The 16,658-nt window shown below is 71.9% G+C and carries 12 protein-coding genes; 6 read left to right on the top strand and 6 right to left on the bottom strand.

What is annotated here, in order from left to right; all coding sequences use genetic code 11:
* The first annotated feature begins 23 nt into the window (after positions 1-23).
* Positions 24-2,828: an alpha/beta fold hydrolase gene (locus tag JK364_RS04690; RefSeq protein ID WP_201847749.1), complete on the top strand. Its 2,805-nt coding sequence runs from the start codon at positions 24-26 to the stop codon at positions 2,826-2,828.
* A gap of 5 nt (positions 2,829-2,833) precedes the next feature.
* A complete protein-coding gene (locus JK364_RS04685; RefSeq protein ID WP_230991509.1) occupies positions 2,834-3,688 on the top strand; it encodes an ABC transporter permease in 855 nt (284 codons plus the stop codon).
* 72 nt (positions 3,689-3,760) lie between these two features.
* Here the strand turns inward: JK364_RS04685 and JK364_RS04680 are convergent, their stop codons facing one another.
* Positions 3,761-4,942 (bottom strand): FAD-dependent monooxygenase, encoded by a 1,182-nt coding sequence (locus JK364_RS04680; protein WP_201847745.1) that lies wholly within the window; start codon positions 4,940-4,942, stop codon positions 3,761-3,763.
* A gap of 786 nt (positions 4,943-5,728) precedes the next feature.
* Here JK364_RS04680 and JK364_RS04675 point away from each other — a divergent pair.
* From JK364_RS04675 to JK364_RS04665, 3 genes are all read left to right on the top strand, one after another.
* Complete coding sequence (locus JK364_RS04675) at positions 5,729-8,023, top strand: glycosyltransferase (protein ID WP_307841153.1); 2,295 nt, start codon at positions 5,729-5,731, stop codon at positions 8,021-8,023.
* Positions 8,020-9,270 (top strand): acyltransferase family protein, encoded by a 1,251-nt coding sequence (locus tag JK364_RS04670; protein WP_201847741.1) that lies wholly within the window; start codon positions 8,020-8,022, stop codon positions 9,268-9,270. Before JK364_RS04675 ends, JK364_RS04670 begins: the two co-directional genes overlap by 4 nt.
* 170 nt (positions 9,271-9,440) lie before the next feature.
* Positions 9,441-10,049 carry an extensin gene (locus JK364_RS04665; RefSeq protein WP_201847739.1) on the top strand — a complete coding sequence of 203 codons (609 nt, stop codon included), beginning with the start codon at positions 9,441-9,443 and terminating at the stop codon, positions 10,047-10,049.
* Between the two features lie 11 nt (positions 10,050-10,060).
* On the opposite strand, the gene JK364_RS04660 is transcribed toward JK364_RS04665, so the two are convergent.
* The 5 genes from JK364_RS04660 to JK364_RS04640 all read right to left on the bottom strand — a co-directional run bounded on the left by JK364_RS04660 (position 10,061) and on the right by JK364_RS04640 (position 15,442).
* Complete coding sequence (locus JK364_RS04660; protein WP_201847737.1) at positions 10,061-10,957, bottom strand: lysozyme; 897 nt, start codon at positions 10,955-10,957, stop codon at positions 10,061-10,063.
* An 82-nt stretch (positions 10,958-11,039) separates the two neighbouring features.
* The gene (locus tag JK364_RS04655) at positions 11,040-11,687 is read right to left on the bottom strand and encodes a TetR/AcrR family transcriptional regulator (protein WP_201847735.1); all 648 of its coding nucleotides are present in this window, start codon (positions 11,685-11,687) and stop codon (positions 11,040-11,042) included.
* A 10-nt stretch (positions 11,688-11,697) separates the two neighbouring features.
* Positions 11,698-13,860, bottom strand: a complete 2,163-nt coding sequence (locus JK364_RS04650; protein WP_201847734.1) for a xanthine dehydrogenase family protein molybdopterin-binding subunit — start codon at positions 13,858-13,860, stop codon at positions 11,698-11,700.
* Complete coding sequence (locus JK364_RS04645; RefSeq protein ID WP_201847733.1) at positions 13,857-14,858, bottom strand: FAD binding domain-containing protein; 1,002 nt, start codon at positions 14,856-14,858, stop codon at positions 13,857-13,859. The genes JK364_RS04650 and JK364_RS04645 overlap by 4 nt, the downstream gene beginning before the upstream one ends.
* Positions 14,855-15,442, bottom strand: coding sequence for a (2Fe-2S)-binding protein (locus tag JK364_RS04640; RefSeq protein ID WP_201847732.1), 588 nt, complete (start codon positions 15,440-15,442; stop codon positions 14,855-14,857). Before JK364_RS04640 ends, JK364_RS04645 begins: the two co-directional genes overlap by 4 nt.
* 50 nt (positions 15,443-15,492) lie before the next feature.
* On the opposite strand from JK364_RS04640, the gene JK364_RS04635 reads away from it, so the two are divergent.
* Positions 15,493-16,644, top strand: a complete 1,152-nt coding sequence (locus tag JK364_RS04635; RefSeq protein WP_201847731.1) for an XdhC family protein — start codon at positions 15,493-15,495, stop codon at positions 16,642-16,644.
* Positions 16,645-16,658: the final 14 nt, after the last annotated feature.

The raw sequence follows: 16,658 nt of genomic DNA, 5'->3' as shown, positions 1-16,658 counted from the left end.
CTCCTCCTCTTAGGGTTTCAGACATGGATCTCCGAAAGACCCGGCCGAGGGGCCGGCGCCTGGCCGCCGCCGTGGCCGCCGCGGTCCTCCTCGCGGGCGCGGGCACCTGGGCGGTCGCCGCCTCCGGCGACCGGCCGGCCGTGCACCGCCAGGACCGCGTGCTGGACATGCCGGGCGCGCGCATCGACACCTCGTACTTCACCGCGGGCACCGGACGCAGGCCCGCGGTCCTGCTCGGCCACGGCTTCGGCGGCAGCAAGGACGACGTACGCGACCACGCCGAGGAACTCGCCCGCGATGGATACGCCGTGCTGACCTGGTCGGCGCGTGGCTTCGGCAGATCCACGGGGAAGATCGGGCTCAATGACCCGGACCACGAGGTGGCCGATGTCCGGCGGCTGATCGACTGGCTGGCGAAACGCCCCGAGGTGCGGCTCGACCGTCAGGGCGACCCCCGGGTGGGTGTCGCCGGCGCCTCCTACGGCGGGGCGATCTCCCTGCTCGCGGCCGGATACGACCGCCGGGTGGACGCCATCGCGCCCGAGATCACCTATTGGAACCTCGCCGACGCGCTCTTCCCGAACGGCGTCTACAAGAAGCTCTGGGCCGGGCTGTTCTTCACCACCGGCTCGGCCGACCTCACCGGCGCCCAGGGCGGCCAGGGCGATACGAGCGGCGCGGGAGGCGCCAACGGGGGGATGGGCCCGGGAGGCCAGGGCGGCCAGGGCGGCGGAGGCGGCGGGACGGGCCAAGGAGCCCAGACGGACCCGGGAGACCCGAACGGCGGGGGAGAGGCCAGAACGGACCAGGGCCAGGGCTGCGGTCGCTTCGAGAAGCAGCTGTGCGAGATGTACGAGCGGGTCGCGGTCGCCGGAAAGCCCGACGCCGCCGCCCGCCGGCTGCTCGAGGCGCGCAGCCCGTCCGCCGTCGCCGGCCGGATCAAGGTCCCCACGCTGATCCTCCAGGGGCAGGCCGACTCCCTCTTCCCACTCGGCCAGGCCGACGCCATGGCGAAGGCGATCCGGGCCAACGGGGCGCCGGTCGCCGTCGACTGGACGGCCGGTGGACATGACGGCGGCGACCGCGAGACCTCGCGGGTGGCGGCCCGCACCGACGCCTGGTTCGACCGCTACCTCAAGGGCGACAAGGGCACCGACACCGGACCCGCCTTCCGGGTCAGCCGCACCGGCGGCATCGACACCACCAACGGCGCGGTCCAGCTGCGCGGCGCCACCGGCGACCGCTACCCCGGCCTCGGCGACGGCGGCCGGACGGTGGCGCTGCGCGGACGCGAGCAGTCGTTCGCCAACCCGCCCGGGGCGGGGCCGCCCTCCATCTCCACCGTGCCGGGCATCGCCGGACTGTCCCAGGCGTCCTCACTCGGCGTCGGCCTCTCCCTCGACATCCCCGGCCAGTTCGCCCGGTTCGACTCGGGCCCGCTGGACCGGCCCCTGCGGATCACCGGATCGCCCGAGGTGAAGGTGCGGGTCAAGGCCGACACGGACGACGCCGTGCTCTTCGCCAAGGTCTACGACGTGGGGCCGGACGGACAGCAGGTGCTGCCCGAGCAGCTGGTCGCGCCGCTGCGGGTCACCGGCGCCAAACAGGGCCGTACCGTCACCGTCCGGCTGCCCGCCGTGGACCACGAGCTCATCGCGGGCCACCGGCTGCGGCTCGTGCTCGCCTCCACCGACCTCGGCTACGCCTCCCCGAACGAGCCCGCCACCTACTCGGTCGGGCTCGCGGACGGCGGTCTGTCGGTGCCCACCGCACCCGGGGTGCACACCCAGCCCGCCCCGCTGCCCGCATGGGTGTGGGGGCTGCCGCTCGGCGCGGCCGTGGTGGCGCTCGCGCTGCTGCTGACCGGCAGGCGGCGTACGGCCACTCCGCCGCCCGACCCCGAACTGGCCGACGTACCCCTGCAGATCACCGGTCTGAGCAAGCGCTACGCCAAGTCCGCCGACCGCTACGCGGTGCGCGATCTGTCCTTCCGCGTCGAGAAGGGGCAGGTGCTCGGGCTTCTCGGGCCCAATGGCGCGGGCAAGACCACCACCTTGCGGATGCTGATGGGGCTCATCGCTCCCGACGACGGCGAGATCCGGGTCTTCGGCCAGGCCATCAGGCCCGGCGCGCCCGTGCTCTCCCGCGTGGGCGCCTTCGTCGAGGGGGCGGGCTTCCTGCCGCATCTGACCGGCAGCGCCAACCTCGAGCTGTACTGGCGGGCCACCGGCCGTCCCGCCGCCGACGCCCATATCGAGGAGGCCCTGGAGATCGCGGGCCTGGGCAGCGCGCTGGAGCGTGCCGTACGCACCTACTCCCAGGGCATGCGGCAGCGGCTGGCCATCGCCCAGGCCATGCTGGGCCTGCCCGATCTGCTGATCCTCGACGAACCGACCAACGGTCTCGACCCGCCGCAGATCCGCGAGATGCGCGAGGTGATGATCCGGTACGCCGCCGCGGGGCGCACGGTGATCGTTTCCAGCCATCTCCTGGCGGAGGTCGAGCAGTCCTGCACCCATCTGGTCGTGATGGACCGCGGCCGGCTGATCCAGGCGGGCGCGGTCGGCGAGATCACCGGTAACGGCGGCAGTGTGCTGGTGGGCCACGACGGTGAGCTGAGCGAGGCCCTGACGGGCAAGGTGGGCGCGCTGCCCGGGGTCCTCTCCGCCCGCCGCACCACCGACGGACTGCTCGTCCAGCTCGACGGGACCACCCCGGCGCGGCTGCTCGCCGAGCTGGTGCGGCTGGAGATCCCGGTGACCAGCTTCGGGCCCAACCGGCGCCTGGAAGACGCCTTCTTGACGTTGATCGGAGGAGGATCCGCGTGAGCTCCCTGTCCCAGGTCACCGAGGTCGCGCCCGGCTACCGGGCCGGCCGCACCCTGCCGCTGCGGGTCGAGGCCGTACGGCAGCTGCGCCGTCGCCGGACCCTGGTGATGGGCCTGGTGCTGGCCTTGCTGCCGTTCGTCCTCGTGGTCGCGTTCGCCATCGGTGGCACCCCCGAGGGGCAGGAGGACCGGGTCACCCTGATGACCACGGCCACCGCCTCCGGCGCCAACCTCGCCGCCACCGCACTGTTCGTCTCGGCCGCCTTTCTGCTGGTGGTGCCGGTCGCGCTGTTCTGCGGCGACACCGTGGCCTCCGAGGCCAGCTGGTCCTCGCTGCGCTATCTGCTGGCCGCGCCGGTGCCCCGGGCCAGGCTGCTGGTGAGCAAGCTGGCGGTGGCCCTGGCGTTCAGCGCGGCCGCCATGGTGCTGCTGCCGGTGGTCGCGCTCGCGGTGGGCACCGTGGCGTACGGCTGGGGGCCGTTGCGGATGCCCACGGGCGGTGAGCTGCCGGTCGGGGACGCCCTCGTCCGGCTGACCCTGGTGGTGCTGTACATCTTCCTGTCCCAGCTGGTCACGGCCGCCCTGGCGTTCTGGCTCTCGACCGTCACGGACGCGCCGCTGGGCGCGGTGGGCGGCGCGGTGGGGCTCACCATCGTGGGCAATGTGCTGGACGCGGTCACCGCGCTCGGCTCCTGGCGCGACTTCCTGCCCGCGCACTGGCAGTTCGCGTGGGCGGACGCACTCCAGCCTCATATGGAGTGGGGCGGAATGGTGAAGGGCGTCTCGGTGTCCGTCGCGTACGCCCTGGTGCTCGTCGCGTTCGCCTTCCGCGGTTTCGGCCGCAAGGACGTGGTGTCCTAGCCCGGCCACGGCTACGGCTCCTGCTCCTGACCTGGCTCCGGCTGCTGGCCCGGCCACGGCCGCCGGGCCGGGTCAGTAGTCCTTGAGGGTGTAGGAGTTGACCACCTCGTAGAAGCTGTCGTCGATATTGGTCGGGTTGGTGTCGGGCTCCTGCCCGGCCGATGCGTCCTGCGCCTGCTTCCGGGCCATGTTGTCCAGCGCGAGCTGCTGGTTGGCCGCCACATAGCCCCGCAGCTCGCGCTCGTAGGCGGCGAAGGCCGTGGCGTGGTCGCCGTCCGCGGCCCTGAGCTCGCCCGCCAGGACATAGGCGCCGACCACGGCCACGCTGGTGCTCTGCCCGGACGCCGGTGAGCCGCAGTAACCGGCGTCGCCGACCAGGGCCACCCGGCCACGGGACCAGGAATCCATCCGGATCTGGGCCGCCGCGTCGAAGTGGAAGTCAGGCGCCCCCCACATGTATTCTAGCAGCCGTGGCATCTCCCAGCGCGCGTGCCGGTACCGCTCGGCCACCAGCCGCTTCTGCTCCGAGACGGACCGGGAGCCGAGGAACGTGGCGGGCGGTTCGTCCGAGTCGATGCCGATGTAGACCCGGGCCTCGGTGTTGTCGCGGACACTCATCAGCATGCCGCCCCAGACGTCCCCGGCCATCTGGTAGATGACCTCCCAGCGGTCGAGGCCCAGATAGTTCGGCACCGTCCACACGCCCAGATAGCCCCCCAGATGGCGGAGGAAGTCCTCCTCCGGGCCGAAGACCAGGGCCCGGGTGGAGGAGTGCACCCCGTCGGCCGCCACCACGATGTCGAAGGCGCGCGCACCGCCCCGGTGGAAGGTGACCGCCACCTCGTCGGGCCCCTGGACGAGCGAGGCGATCGAATCGTTGAAGAGATACTCGATCCCGTCGCCGCCCGCGGCCATCAGCACCGAGGACAGATCGTCCCGCAGGATCTCGATATCGGAGCTGTTGAGATCTCCGCCACTCGCGGTCCGCTCGGTGGTGCTGAACAGCTCCTTTCCGTCGTCGTCGACCATCGACATACCGCGCAGCGCGGTGCGGCGCGCCCGGACCTCCGCCAGCACGCCCATCCGCTCGCACACTTCGAGCGCCGGACCCCGCACGTCGATCGCCTGCCCGCCCGGGCGCGGGCGCGCGGCGCGCTCCACGGCGGTGACCCGGAAGCCATAACGATCCAGCCAGTAGGCGAGCGCGGGCCCGGCGATACTGGCCCCGGAAATCAGAACCCGTGCATTCCGCATGGTGTTGTCCCTTCCGAATTCAACCACCGAATGTGGTGCCTCGAAAAAGTCTGGCCGGAGCCACCGACACCGCACCGACGCGGCGCCGACGCCGGGCCGATGACGCGCCGACGAGCCGCCGACGCGGTACCGACAGGGCTCCGAAACCCCCGTGTCGAGGGGAAGTTGGGCATGGCCGGGGTCGATCGGTGGCGAACGGAACTCTCTCATCGGTTAATGAGAGTGTTACTTCGATGTGTTGTGTGGTTCCGTAGTGATCGATGAGACTGGGGATTCCGACCGGTCAGCCCAAAAGATCGGTCGCCCCGCACTGGTGATGTTCGGTCCGCCCCCCACGATCCGAACAGGATGGGACCTAATGCGCAATTCGCTGGAGCACGCCCGCGTGATCCCCGCCGCCGTCGTGCCCGTCTGTCCGAGACCCCGCCGGAGATCTCACCTCTCCCCGCGCGGATCGGCCACGGTCGCGGCGTAGCCGCCTCTCACCACTCACCGAACGGCGGATCGCCCCGGCCTTCCCGGCGACGCCGTCCTCCGGCCTGCCCGTAGGCGCCTGCCCCTGTGCACGCACATGCCTGCGGGCCACGTGGTCTGCCATGACCACGTGGTCTGTCGTGACCAGGTGGTCTGTTATGGCCACGTGGTCTGTTATGGCCACGTGGTCTGTCATGACTCCGGCCGGAACGTCCGCGTGCCCACGGCCCGTTCGGTGACGCACCCCCCACGAAAGGAACCCCTCAGGTGCTTACTTCGCACCACCCACGATCACGCGAACCCCAGCAACCCGTGCCCGCCGCTCGCGGCGACGTGGCGGGACAGAACGGGCATGTGCTGGCGGTTGGCGAACCGGGCCCCAGGCTCGACCGGCTGACCCGGACACTCGTCTCCACCGGGCATGAGGTGAGCCATGCGGAGCCCGGCGATGTCAGCCGGCAGATGCGGCACTCCCCGCCGGACGCGATCGTCGCCCTGGACGACGTCGACGACGGACTGGACCTGATACGCGAGGTCCGCGCCGTCCCCGCGGGCCGGGCGCTCCCCCTGCTGATGGTCACCTCCGACCCCGGCCCCACCGGTGTCGCCGACATGCTGCGCGGCGGCGCCGACGACTGCGTGGCGGAGACCTCCGACCCCGTCGAACTCTCCGCCCGGATCGAGGCCAAGCTGCGCCGGGTCCCGGTCCCCGTCGAGAATCTGCTGCTCGACCCGCGCACCGGCCTGTACTCCCAGCCCCACTTCCTGGGCGAGCTCGACCGGGAGCTCAAGCGGGTCGACGACAGCCGCACCGGTGGTGTCGTCGCCATGGTCGGTGTGGCGGAGATCGCCGCCCTCGAGGCCCGGTTAGGGCCGCGGGTGCGCCGTGAGGTGGCCGAACGTCTCGCGGGAGTGGCCGAGAAGCTGGGCGGCGTCTGCGACCGGCTCGGCTGGGACGACGAAGGCCATCTGCTGATGCTGATGCCCGGTGTGGACGAGGACACCGCACGCCGCGAACTGCAGAACTTCGCCAACGCCGTGGCCGGGACCCGCTTCGTGGTGGCCGATGAGAACGTACGGCTGACCCCGGCCATCGGCTGGACCCCGCTGGCCGACTGCGCGGACCGCGGCCAAGCCGTCGCCAATGCCCGGAACGCGGTCGAGGAGTCGATCCGCCACCGGGATCTGCGGCCGGTCAAGTACGCGGCGTGGATGCGCGGCACCCACCGGCGCGGCCGCCGTACCCTCGCCACCGCGCTCCGCACCCTGCTGTCGGCGCTCTCGCCCGTCCTGGTGCTCCTCTTCGGGGTGGGCATCCCGTTCGTGTTCTACCAGCAGATGTACGAGCTGGGCTGGGACGTGGGCTCGGCCGCGTACTGGGTCGTGGTGTCCGGCCTGGTGCTCTCCGCCGCGCTGATCGTGCTGGAGTGCCTCTTCTCGCTCGACGCCAAACCCCGGCCGGAACGGCCCGCGCAGCCGTATCCACCGGCCAGCGCCGTCATCGCCGCGTATCTGCCCAATGAGGCCGCGACCATCGTCGACACCATCGAGTCCTTCCTGCGCCTGGACTACCCCAACGAGCTGGAGATCGTGCTCGCGTACAACACGCCGCACCCCATGCCCGTCGAGGAGACCCTGCGCGAGATGGCCCGCCGCGACCCGCGGCTGGTGCTGATGCCGGTGGCGGGGAGCACCTCCAAGGCGCAGAACGTCAACGCCGCGGTCACCCGGGTGCGCGGTGAGTTCGTCGGCATCTTCGACGCGGACCACCATCCGGTGCCCGACGCCTTCCAGCACGCCTGGCACTGGCTGTCCCATGGCTATGACGTGGTCCAGGGCCACTGCGTGATCCGCAACGGCGAGAGTTCTTGGGTCTCCAAGCTGGTGGGCGTGGAGTTCGAGGCCATCTACGCCGTCAGCCACCCGGGCCGGACCCGGCTCTACACCTTCGGTGTCTTCGGCGGCTCCAACGGCTTCTGGCGCACCGACCTGCTCGCCCGGACCCGGATGCACGGCACGATGCTCACCGAGGACATCGACTCCACGATGCGCGCCCTGCACGAGGGTGCCCGGATCGCCACCGACCGCACGCTCATCTCGCGCGAACTGGCGCCTACCACCCTCACGGCGCTGTGGAACCAGCGGTCGCGCTGGGCCCAGGGCTGGCTCCAGGTGTCGCTGAAGTACCTGTGGCGGGGCTTGCGTTCCCCGGCCTTCACCACCCGCCAGAAGGCGGGGCTGCTGGTGCTGCTGGGGTGGCGGGAGATCCAGCCGTGGCTGACCCTGCAGATCCTGCCGGTGCTGCTCTACTCGGCGTGGCGCGCCGGGGGAGTGGACCATCTCGACTGGGCGGTGCCGGTCTGCCTGCTGGCCACCCTGTTCACGCTGTCCGCCGGGCTGGTGCAGGCGCTGTTCGCATGGCGGCTCGCGGTGCCCGAACTGCGCCGCCGCAGGGCGTGGTTCTGGCGGTATCTCCTGGTGTCCACCGTCTTCTACAGCCACTTCAAGAACATCGTGGCCCGTCAGTCGCTCCTCAAGGAGGTGCTGCGGGACCGCCAGTGGCGGGTCACCCCGCGCCCCGGTGACAAGGCGGTGAAGCGGACATGAGCACGGTGTCCACGACCATCGCGCCCACCACCGCCCCCCGGGCGGTCAACGGCACGCCCGCCAAGGGCGCGCCCTCGCGGAACCGGATGAGCCAGGAGATCCAGGGCTTCCGCGGAATGGCGGCGCTCCTCACGGTCGTCTTCCACGTCTGGCAGCAGTACTACACCTACGACCGGGACGGCGCCCACTCACCGGTGCCCAACCGGTACGCGAACGCGCTGGTGTCGCTGGAGGTCATCGACCTCTTCTTCGTCCTCTCCGCGTATCTGCTGACGCTGTCCTACGCACGGGCGGCGATCGACGGGGGCTCGACCCGCCCCGGCCGGGTGTTCCTCTTCCGGCGGGCCATCCGGATCGTCCCGCTGTACTTCCTGGCGGTGACGTTCGTCTGGGCCACCCGCAATCCCACCCTGCCCGGCGAGTGGTCCGATCTGCTGCACCACCTCACCTTCACCCAGGTCTTCGACCAGGAGCAGATTTTCTACACCATCGGCCCCACCTGGTCGTTGTCGCTGGAAATCATGTTCTATGTGGCGCTGGTGGGACTCGGCCCGCTGGCCGTCCGCGTCTGCCGTCCGCTGCGCCGGAGGGCCTCCCGGGTGGCGGTGTGCGCCGTGGGCTGTGCCCTGCTGTACATCGGGCCGTTCATCTGGATCGCGGTCGCCCGCTACGGGCTGGACATCCCGCACACCGAATGGCCGGTGTACTTCGGTCCGCAGGCCCGCTTCGGCGGGTTCGCGGCGGGCATGGGCCTCGCCGTGGCGATGATCGCCCTCGGCGACCGCGGACGGCTCGACGCGAAGGTGGCGATCCCGCTGCGGGCGGCCGCCCTCGTGGGGCTGTACATGCTGTCCTACTCCGGTACGGAGGCGGAGGACTTCCCCACCACCTTCTACCATCCGCTGTCCGCCCTGCTGTGGATGCTGCTGCTGTACAGCACCATCCATGTGCGGCGGCAGGGGCGGTGGCACTCATGGCTCACGGCCCGCTGGCTCACCGGTGTCGGCCTCGCCAGCTACAGCCTCTTCGTCTGGCATGAGCCGATCATGCTGGGGCTGTTCAACGCGGGGCTGCTGCCGCCCGACGGCCAGGAGGGCTTCCCGCTGGCCGTGGTCATCGTGCTGGTGGTGGCCGTGGCCGCCGCCGCGGTGAGCTACTGGGCCATCGAGTACCCGGCGAGCCTGCTCGGAAAGCTCAAGGACGGCAAGGGCCGTTCGCGCGACTTCTATCCGGAGGCCGCGCGCTAGCCAGGAACGCGCGTTCCCCGGTGCACGGGTGGCCGTACACCGGGGGACGGTGGCTATCATCTGGCTGGTTCTTTACTCTGTAACACGTGTGCGTCGGACATCAGTTCCGCTGGGAATCGGGCTTCCGGGGCACCCCACCCAACCCATGCCATAACGGGGAGACCAGCGAAATGGGTCGACACAGCCGACCGACCGCCGCACAGCAGGCGCGTACCACGACGCTCAAGGCGGCCACCGCCCTCGGAGTGGCCGGAACCATAGCCTTCGGCCTCCACTCGACGGTCGGCGGTGACAAGTCCGTCGAGGCCCGCTCCGATGTGAACTCACAGCAGGCGCAGCTGCCGGACGACGTCGAGCCCACCGCCGATCACTCGCCCGCGCAGAGCCATGTCTCGCCCAGCGAGTCCGCGAAGCCGAAGCTGATCTCCGACCACACCGACGCCGCCACCCCCGGTGGCGGCGGTTCGGACCGGAGCGCCGGCACACCGCGGCACGCCGCCCCGGCCACCCCGGACGCGGCCCCCTCCAAGGCCGCGCCCACCATGGCGCCCACCGCCCCCGCGCAGCGGGACGACCAGGTGCCCTCCTCGCCCTCCTCGCCGAGCGAGACGACCCCGAGCGCCGACCCGACCACTCCGTCGCAGCGGCCCAGCCAGCCGTCGCAGACCCCCGGCCAGGGCGGCCACCAGGGCAAGGGCCTGGTGGGCGGACTGGTGGACGGTGTCGGCGACACCCTGGACGGGGTGCTCGGCGGGGTCGGCGGTGTGCTCGGCGGCTGAGCGCCGCCGCCTCACCCCGTGGCCAGCTCCTTGAGGCCCGCCAGGCTTCCGTTGAACCGGTTGTGGTCACCCACCAGCGGCCCGCTGGAGGTGTACTGCCACAGGGTGTGGCTCTTCCAGCCGGCCGGCAGCGGCCCGGGGGTGGCGGCGTACCGCGCCAGCCACAGCGGGTTCCGCTCGGCGAAGGCGGCGCTGTCGCCGGTGCACGTCTGCCACCAGCCGGTGGTCGTGTAGATCACCGGCTGGCGTCCGGTGCGCTCCTTGACCCGCGCGGTGAAATCACCGATCCAGTTCACCATCTGGGATGCGGTCAGGCCGTAGCAGGTTGCTCCGTACGGGTTGTACTCGAGGTCCAGGACGGGTGGCAGCGTCTTGCCGTCGTCCGACCAGTCGCCACCGCCCGCGACGAAGAAGTCCGCCTGACGGGTGCCACTGGAACGGTCCGGCAGGGCGAAGTGGTAGGCGCCGCGGATCATGCCCTGCCGGAACGAGCCGTTGTACTGCGAGGCGAACGAGGGGTTCTTGTAGGTCGTGCTCTCGGTGGCCTTCACATAGGCGAATCGGACGTTGTCGTCCCACAGGGCCGCCCAGTCGACCGAACCCTGGTGGTCGCTGACGTCCACGCCCTCCACCGAGGCCGCTCTGGTGGCCCGGGGCGTGGCGCCGGGGTCGGTCTTCTCGTGGCGGGCGATGGTCGAGCCCATCCAGTCCCGCTCGGGGTGCGGGACGGACGCGGCGGGGGCCGGGTCGGTGCCGGCGTCGTGGTCGGGGTCGGTCGTCGAGGCCGTGGCCGGTACGAGGGTGGCGAGGACGGCGGCGGTGACCGCCACTCCCAGTCCGCCGATGGCGTAGGGCGAGCGCAGACGCGAAGGCGCCCGGTGGGCGCCTTTACCGGATTTCAGGGACATCTGTTCCTCCGATCCGTTCCGCATCGACGGTATGCGCGCCGAACGAAGAACGTGAAGCGGAACGGGAAATTCTGTCCCTCCGTCAGCGGTTCCGGCCCTCCTCGCAGACCGGCCCGGACAGCACGCCGTAGCCCGCCACCAGCGCCCTCGCGGCCCGGGTCGCCCGGATGGCGACCTCCTCGACCACGTCATCCGGATCGCCGAACTTCCCTTCCAGCAATTGGGCGACATAGCCGCGGGCGAGCGCGTGCAGAGCGTCGAGCAACGCCACGGCCGTCACCGCGGCCTCGCCCGGGGCGACCACCTCGAAGGCGCTCGGCAGCAGCAGATCCACGAACTCCCTGCTGCTGTCCCGTAGCTCCGGATGGATGGCCCGCAGCCCCGGCGCGAAGAGGATGTCAAGACCGCCGCGGTAGCGGGCCGCCGCGCGCACGAAGGTGCCCGCCACTGTCGCCAGCCGCTCCTGGGCGGATCCGACGTCGGCCACCGTGTCCAGGTAGAGGGCCCGCAGCCGCCGCGAGACCTCGAGGGCGGCGGCCGCGAGCAGCGCGTCGCGGTCGGCGAAGTGGCGGTACGGCGCACCGGGGCTCACACAGGTGCGGCGCGCGGCCTCCGCCACGGAGAAGCCGCGCACTCCGACCTCGTCGATGATCTCCAGGGTCGTCTGCACCAGCGCGGCGGCCAGGTCGCCGTGGTGGTAGGTGGCGCGTCCCTTCGGGGTGGGTGCCATTCGGGTGACCCTACCCGACTCGTGATTCCGACTCACCCGCCCCTGGCCTGGGCCTTTCGGCGCCCCGGGCGGCTCGCAGCGCGTCCCGCGAGCGCTCGATGCGGATCGGCAGATCCCGCACCCGCTCTCCGGTGGCATGGTGGAAGGCGTTGCCGATGGCGGCCGCCGCGCCCACGATGCCCAGTTCGCCGATGCCCTTGGCGCCCACCGGGTTGGTGGTGTTGTCGTCCTCCTCCAGCAGCACCACGTCCAGTCGCGGAACGTCGGCGTGGGCGGCGATGTGATAGCCCGCGAAGTCATGGTTGGCGAAGTCGCCGAAGACCGGATCGACCTCGCCGACCTCCAGCAGCGCCATCGACAGACCCATCGTCATGGCCCCGAGGAACTGGGAACGCGCGGTGTGCGGATTGACGATCCGCCCGGCCGCGAACACGCCCAGCATCCGGTCCACCCGGATCTCACCGGTGTCGCCGTCCACCCGCACCTGGGCGAACTGCGCCCCGAAGGTGTGCCGCGACAGATCCGCCCGCCGCTTCAGATCCTCGACGGTGTCGGCCACCACCTCCAGACCGCCGTCCGGGACCACACCCCCGTAGGTGTCCAGCTCCTTGAGCAGCGCACGGCACGCCTTGTCCACCGCCCAGCCCCATGAGGCGGTGCCGAGCGAACCGCCCGCGAACGGCGCCATGCCCAGCGAGGCACGGCCGATCTCCAGCCGCAGCCGCGACAGCGGAATGGAGAGCGCGTCCGCCGCCACCTGGGTGAGGGCGGTACGGGCGCCCGTGCCGAGGTCGGCCGCGCCGATGCGCACCCGGTACGTCCCGTCCTCCTCGGCGCGCGCCACCGCGGAGGAGGGGAAGGTGTAGTCCGGGTGGTGCGAGGCGGCCACACCGGTGCCCAGCAGCCAGCGCCCCTCGCGCCGGATCCCCGGCGCCGGATCGCGGCGCTCCCAGCCGAAGCGCGCCGCGCCCTCGCGCAGACAGGCGACCAGGTTGCGGCTGCTGAAGGGCTTGCCGCTCTCCGGGTCGGTCTCCGGCTCGTTGCGGATCCGCAGCTCGACCGGGTCCACGCCCAGCGCCCCGGCCAGCTCGTCCACGGCCGACTCCAGCGCGAACATCCCCGGGGTGTGGCCGGGGGCGCGGAACCAGGCGGGCGTCATCACATCGAGCGGCGCCACCTTCACCGTCGTACGGGCGTGGGGCGCCGCGTACATCATCCGCGTCGAGGACACCGTCTGGTCGGCGAACGGCACCTGGGCCGAGCGCTGCTGCACCGACTCGTGCTGGATCACCGTCAGCCGGCCGTCGCGCCCGGCGCCCAGCCGCACCCGCTGGATCGTGGGGGAGCGGTAGGGGATCAGCTGGAACATCTGCTGCCGGGTCAGGGCGATCTTCACCGGCCGCTCGACGGCCCGCGCGGCGAGCGCCGCCAGCACTGTCGGCGAGCGCGGAATGCCCTTGGACCCGAAGCCCCCGCCGATGTACTCGGCCACGACCTCCACCGCGCCCAGCTCGATCCCGAACAGCGCGGACATCAGCTGCGCGCTCATATAGGGACCCTGGTCGGAGTTGAACAGCGTCAGCCGGTCCTCGTCCCACACCGCGATGGTGGCATGCGGCTCCATCGGGCTCGGATGCTCCACCGGAGTGGTGTACGTGGCGTCCACCCGCACCGGGGCGGTGGCCCAGGCGCCATCGGCGTCACCGCGCTCCACCAGGCCCGGACTGCCGTCGGTCACCGTCTCGGCGATCTCCAGCCGCTCGTCGTCGGCGCGCAGCACCACATCGTGCGGCTCCCGCTCATAGCCCACCCGGACCGCCGCCGCGCCCTCGCGCGCCGCCTCCAGCGAGGTGGCCACCACGGCGGCCACGATCTGGCCGTGGTAGGCCACCTGAGGGGACTGCAGCACGAAGAGGTCCGCGCTCGCCTCCGCCTCCGCGTTCAGCCGCGGGGCGTTGGTGTGATCGAGCACCGTCAGCACACCGGGCAGGGCCAGCGCCGGGGCCGGGTCCACCTCCGTCACCCGGCCGCGGGCGATGGTGGCCTGCACCGGCCATACGTAACTGACGTCCCGGGTGGGGAACTCATAGGCGTAGCGCGCCGCGCCGGTCACCTTGTCCAGGCCGTCGACCCGGGTCACCGGGGCGCCGACGCTTTGCTCGACGGTGGTCATGCGCGATCCCTCCTCGCGACGAGGTCGCGGACGCCCGCGACGATCAGATCAGTGGCCAGGTCGACCTTGAAGGCGTTGTCCGGCAGCGGCCGCGCCCCGGCCAGCTCGGCCCGCGCCGCCTCGCGCAGCGTCTCCTCGTCCGGCCGGGCGCCGCGCAGCCGCTGCTCGGCGATCCGGGCGCGCCACGGCCGCGGCGCCACTCCGCCGAGCGCGATCCGCACGTCCCGCAGCGAGCCGTCCTCGGCCACGGACACCGAGGTGGCGACGCTCACCAGCGCGAAGGCGTACGACCAGCGGTCGCGCACCTTGCGATAGCGCATCCGGGCACCGTGCGGCGGCGGGGGCAGCTCCACGGCGGTGATGAGGTCGCCGTGGTCCAGGACGGTCTCCCGGTGCGGTGTGTCGCCGGGCAGCAGATACAGCTCCGCCACCGGAACGGTGCGCGTGCCGCCGTCCACCGACCGCACATGTGCCACCGCGTCGAGCGCCACCAGCGCCACCGCCATGTCGGAGGGGTGGGAGGCCACGCAGTGGTCGGAGGTGCCCAGCACGGCCAGATCGCGGTGCGCGCCCCCGATCGCCGGGCACCCGGTGCCCGGCTCGCGCTTGTTGCACGGCTTGGACACGTCCTGGAAGTACCCGCAGCGGGTGCGCTGCAGCAGATTGCCGCCCACCGTGGCGACCGTGCGCAACTGCCCGGAGGCCCCTGCCAGCAGCGCCTGGGACAGCAGCGGGAAGCGTTCGCGGATGCCCGGATCGCCCGCCAGCGCGCCGTTGCGCACGGTGGCGCCGATGAGCGCGGAGCCGTCCTCGCGGTGCTCGATCCGGTCGTACGGCAGCCGGGAGACGTCGATGAGCAGACCCGGGTCGGTGACGCCGAGCTTCATCAGGTCCACCAGATTGGTGCCACCGCCGAGATAGGTGGCATCGGGGCGCTGGGCGATCAGCGTGGCCGCCTCGGCGGCGTCGCCCGCGCGGGCGTAGGCGAACTCCTTCATCGGGCGCCTCCGACGGTGGCCGCGTCCTGGGCACCCTGGGCGCCCGCGGCATCCAGCACGGCCTCGACGATCCCGTTGTACGCGCCGCAGCGGCACAGGTTGCCGCTCATGCGCTCGCGCACCTCGCGCGCGTCCAGCGCCGACACATCGGCCACCCCGGTGGCGGTGTCCTCGGTGACATGGCTGGGCCAGCCGCGCCCGGCCTCGCCCAGCGCCCCGATGGCGGAGCAGATCTGGCCCGGGGTGCAATAGCCGCACTGGAGCCCGTCGTGGTCGAGGAAGGCGCGCTGCACCGGGTGGAGCTCCGCGCCGTCCGACAGCGCCGCCACGCCCTCGATGGAGACGATCTCGCGCTCCTCGGCGGTCACCGCGAACATCAGGCAGCTGTTCACCCGCTCACCGTCCACCAGCACCGTGCAGGCCCCGCACTGACCGTGGTCACAGCCCTTCTTGGTGCCGGTGAGGCCCAGCCGCTCGCGCAGCACATCGAGCAGGGTCGTCCGGTTGTCGATCGTCAGGGAGTGGGACGTGCCGTTGATCCGCAAGATGATGTCGCTACTCGGTGAGTGATGTGAGAGGCTCATACATTGAATGTATCAACCTCTTACATCCGTGGCGAGGAGATATGAATTCCATGCGGGACGTCGTAGCGCAGATGCACCGATGGTGGGGCGAGGGCGAGCCGTTCGCCCGTGCCACGGTGGTGGCGACCTGGCATTCCTCGCCGCTGCCGCCCGGGACGTCCATGCTGGTCGGCCCCGATGGCGCGGCGATCGGCAGCGTCTCCGGCGGCTGCGTCGAGGGCGCCGTCTATGAACTGGCCCAGGAGGTGACCGACAGCGGGCGGCCCGTGCTGGAGCGCTATGGCGTCAGCGACGACGACGCCTTCGCGGTCGGGCTGACCTGCGGCGGGATCATCGATGTCTATGTGGAGCGGATCGACCCCGCGGGCTTCCCCGAACTGGGCGAGGTGGCCGACGCGGTGGCCGCCGGGGAGCCGGTGGCCGAGGTGATCTGCGTGGCCGTCGACGGGCCCGACCCGGAGGGACGGCTGGGCCGCCGCCTGGTCGTACGGCCCGACGGCACCTCCGGATCCCTCGGCTCCGCGCGGCTGGACGCGGCCGTCGCCGAGGACGCCCGCGGACTGCTGGCCGGCGGGCGCACCGAGACCCTGGCCTACGGCTACGACGGCATCCGCATGGACGAGGAACTCACCCTGTTCGTCTCGGTCCACGCCACCCCGCCGCGGATGCTGGTCTTCGGCGCCGTGGACTTCGCGGCGGCCATGGCCCGGATCGGCGCCTACCTCGGCTACCACGTCACCGTGTGCGACGCCCGGCCCGTCTTCGCCACCCCGCGCCGCTTCCCCGAGGCACACGAGGTGGTCACCGACTGGCCGCACCGCTATCTGCGCACCGAGGCGGAGGCGGGCCGGATCGACGAACGCACGGTGGTCTGTGTGCTCACCCACGACCCCAAGTTCGACGTGCCACTGCTGGAGGTCGCCCTGCGCCTGCCGCTGGCCTACGTGGGCGCCATGGGCTCCCGCCGCACCCACGACGACCGGCTCCGCCGGCTGCGCGCCACCGGTCTCGGCGAGGAGGCGCTGGCCAAGCTCGCCTCACCGATCGGCCTGGACCTCGGCGCCCGTACCCCCGAGGAGACCGCCGTCAGCATCGCGGGCGAGATCATCGCCGACCGCTGGGGCGGCAGCGGCACCCGGCTGACCTCCCTCAGCGGCAGCATCCACGGTCAGGAGCCGATGCGGCCCGCGGCCGGAGGCTGAGACGGGGCCACGGC

Source organism: Streptomyces endocoffeicus (assembly GCF_016741935.1).
Taxonomy (GTDB): Bacteria; Actinomycetota; Actinomycetes; order Streptomycetales; family Streptomycetaceae; genus Streptomyces; species Streptomyces endocoffeicus.
This window is presented reverse-complemented; position numbering and strand designations above follow the sequence as displayed.

What these genes read in the sequence shown, in the direction of transcription:
- JK364_RS04690 (WP_201847749.1), top strand. Translation starts at nt 24, where the DNA reads ATGGATCTCCGAAAGACCCGGCCGAGGGGCCGGCGCCTGGCCGCCGCC.
- JK364_RS04680 (WP_201847745.1), bottom strand. Translation starts at nt 4,942, where the DNA reads ATGCGGAATGCACGGGTTCTGATTTCCGGGGCCAGTATCGCCGGGCCC.
- JK364_RS04670 (WP_201847741.1), top strand. Translation starts at nt 8,020, where the DNA reads ATGAGCACGGTGTCCACGACCATCGCGCCCACCACCGCCCCCCGGGCG.
- JK364_RS04665 (WP_201847739.1), top strand. Translation starts at nt 9,441, where the DNA reads ATGGGTCGACACAGCCGACCGACCGCCGCACAGCAGGCGCGTACCACG.
- JK364_RS04660 (WP_201847737.1), bottom strand. Translation starts at nt 10,957, where the DNA reads ATGTCCCTGAAATCCGGTAAAGGCGCCCACCGGGCGCCTTCGCGTCTG.
- JK364_RS04655 (WP_201847735.1), bottom strand. Translation starts at nt 11,687, where the DNA reads ATGGCACCCACCCCGAAGGGACGCGCCACCTACCACCACGGCGACCTG.
- JK364_RS04650 (WP_201847734.1), bottom strand. Translation starts at nt 13,860, where the DNA reads ATGACCACCGTCGAGCAAAGCGTCGGCGCCCCGGTGACCCGGGTCGAC.
- JK364_RS04645 (WP_201847733.1), bottom strand. Translation starts at nt 14,858, where the DNA reads ATGAAGGAGTTCGCCTACGCCCGCGCGGGCGACGCCGCCGAGGCGGCC.
- JK364_RS04640 (WP_201847732.1), bottom strand. Translation starts at nt 15,442, where the DNA reads ATGAGCCTCTCACATCACTCACCGAGTAGCGACATCATCTTGCGGATC.
- JK364_RS04635 (WP_201847731.1), top strand. Translation starts at nt 15,493, where the DNA reads ATGCGGGACGTCGTAGCGCAGATGCACCGATGGTGGGGCGAGGGCGAG.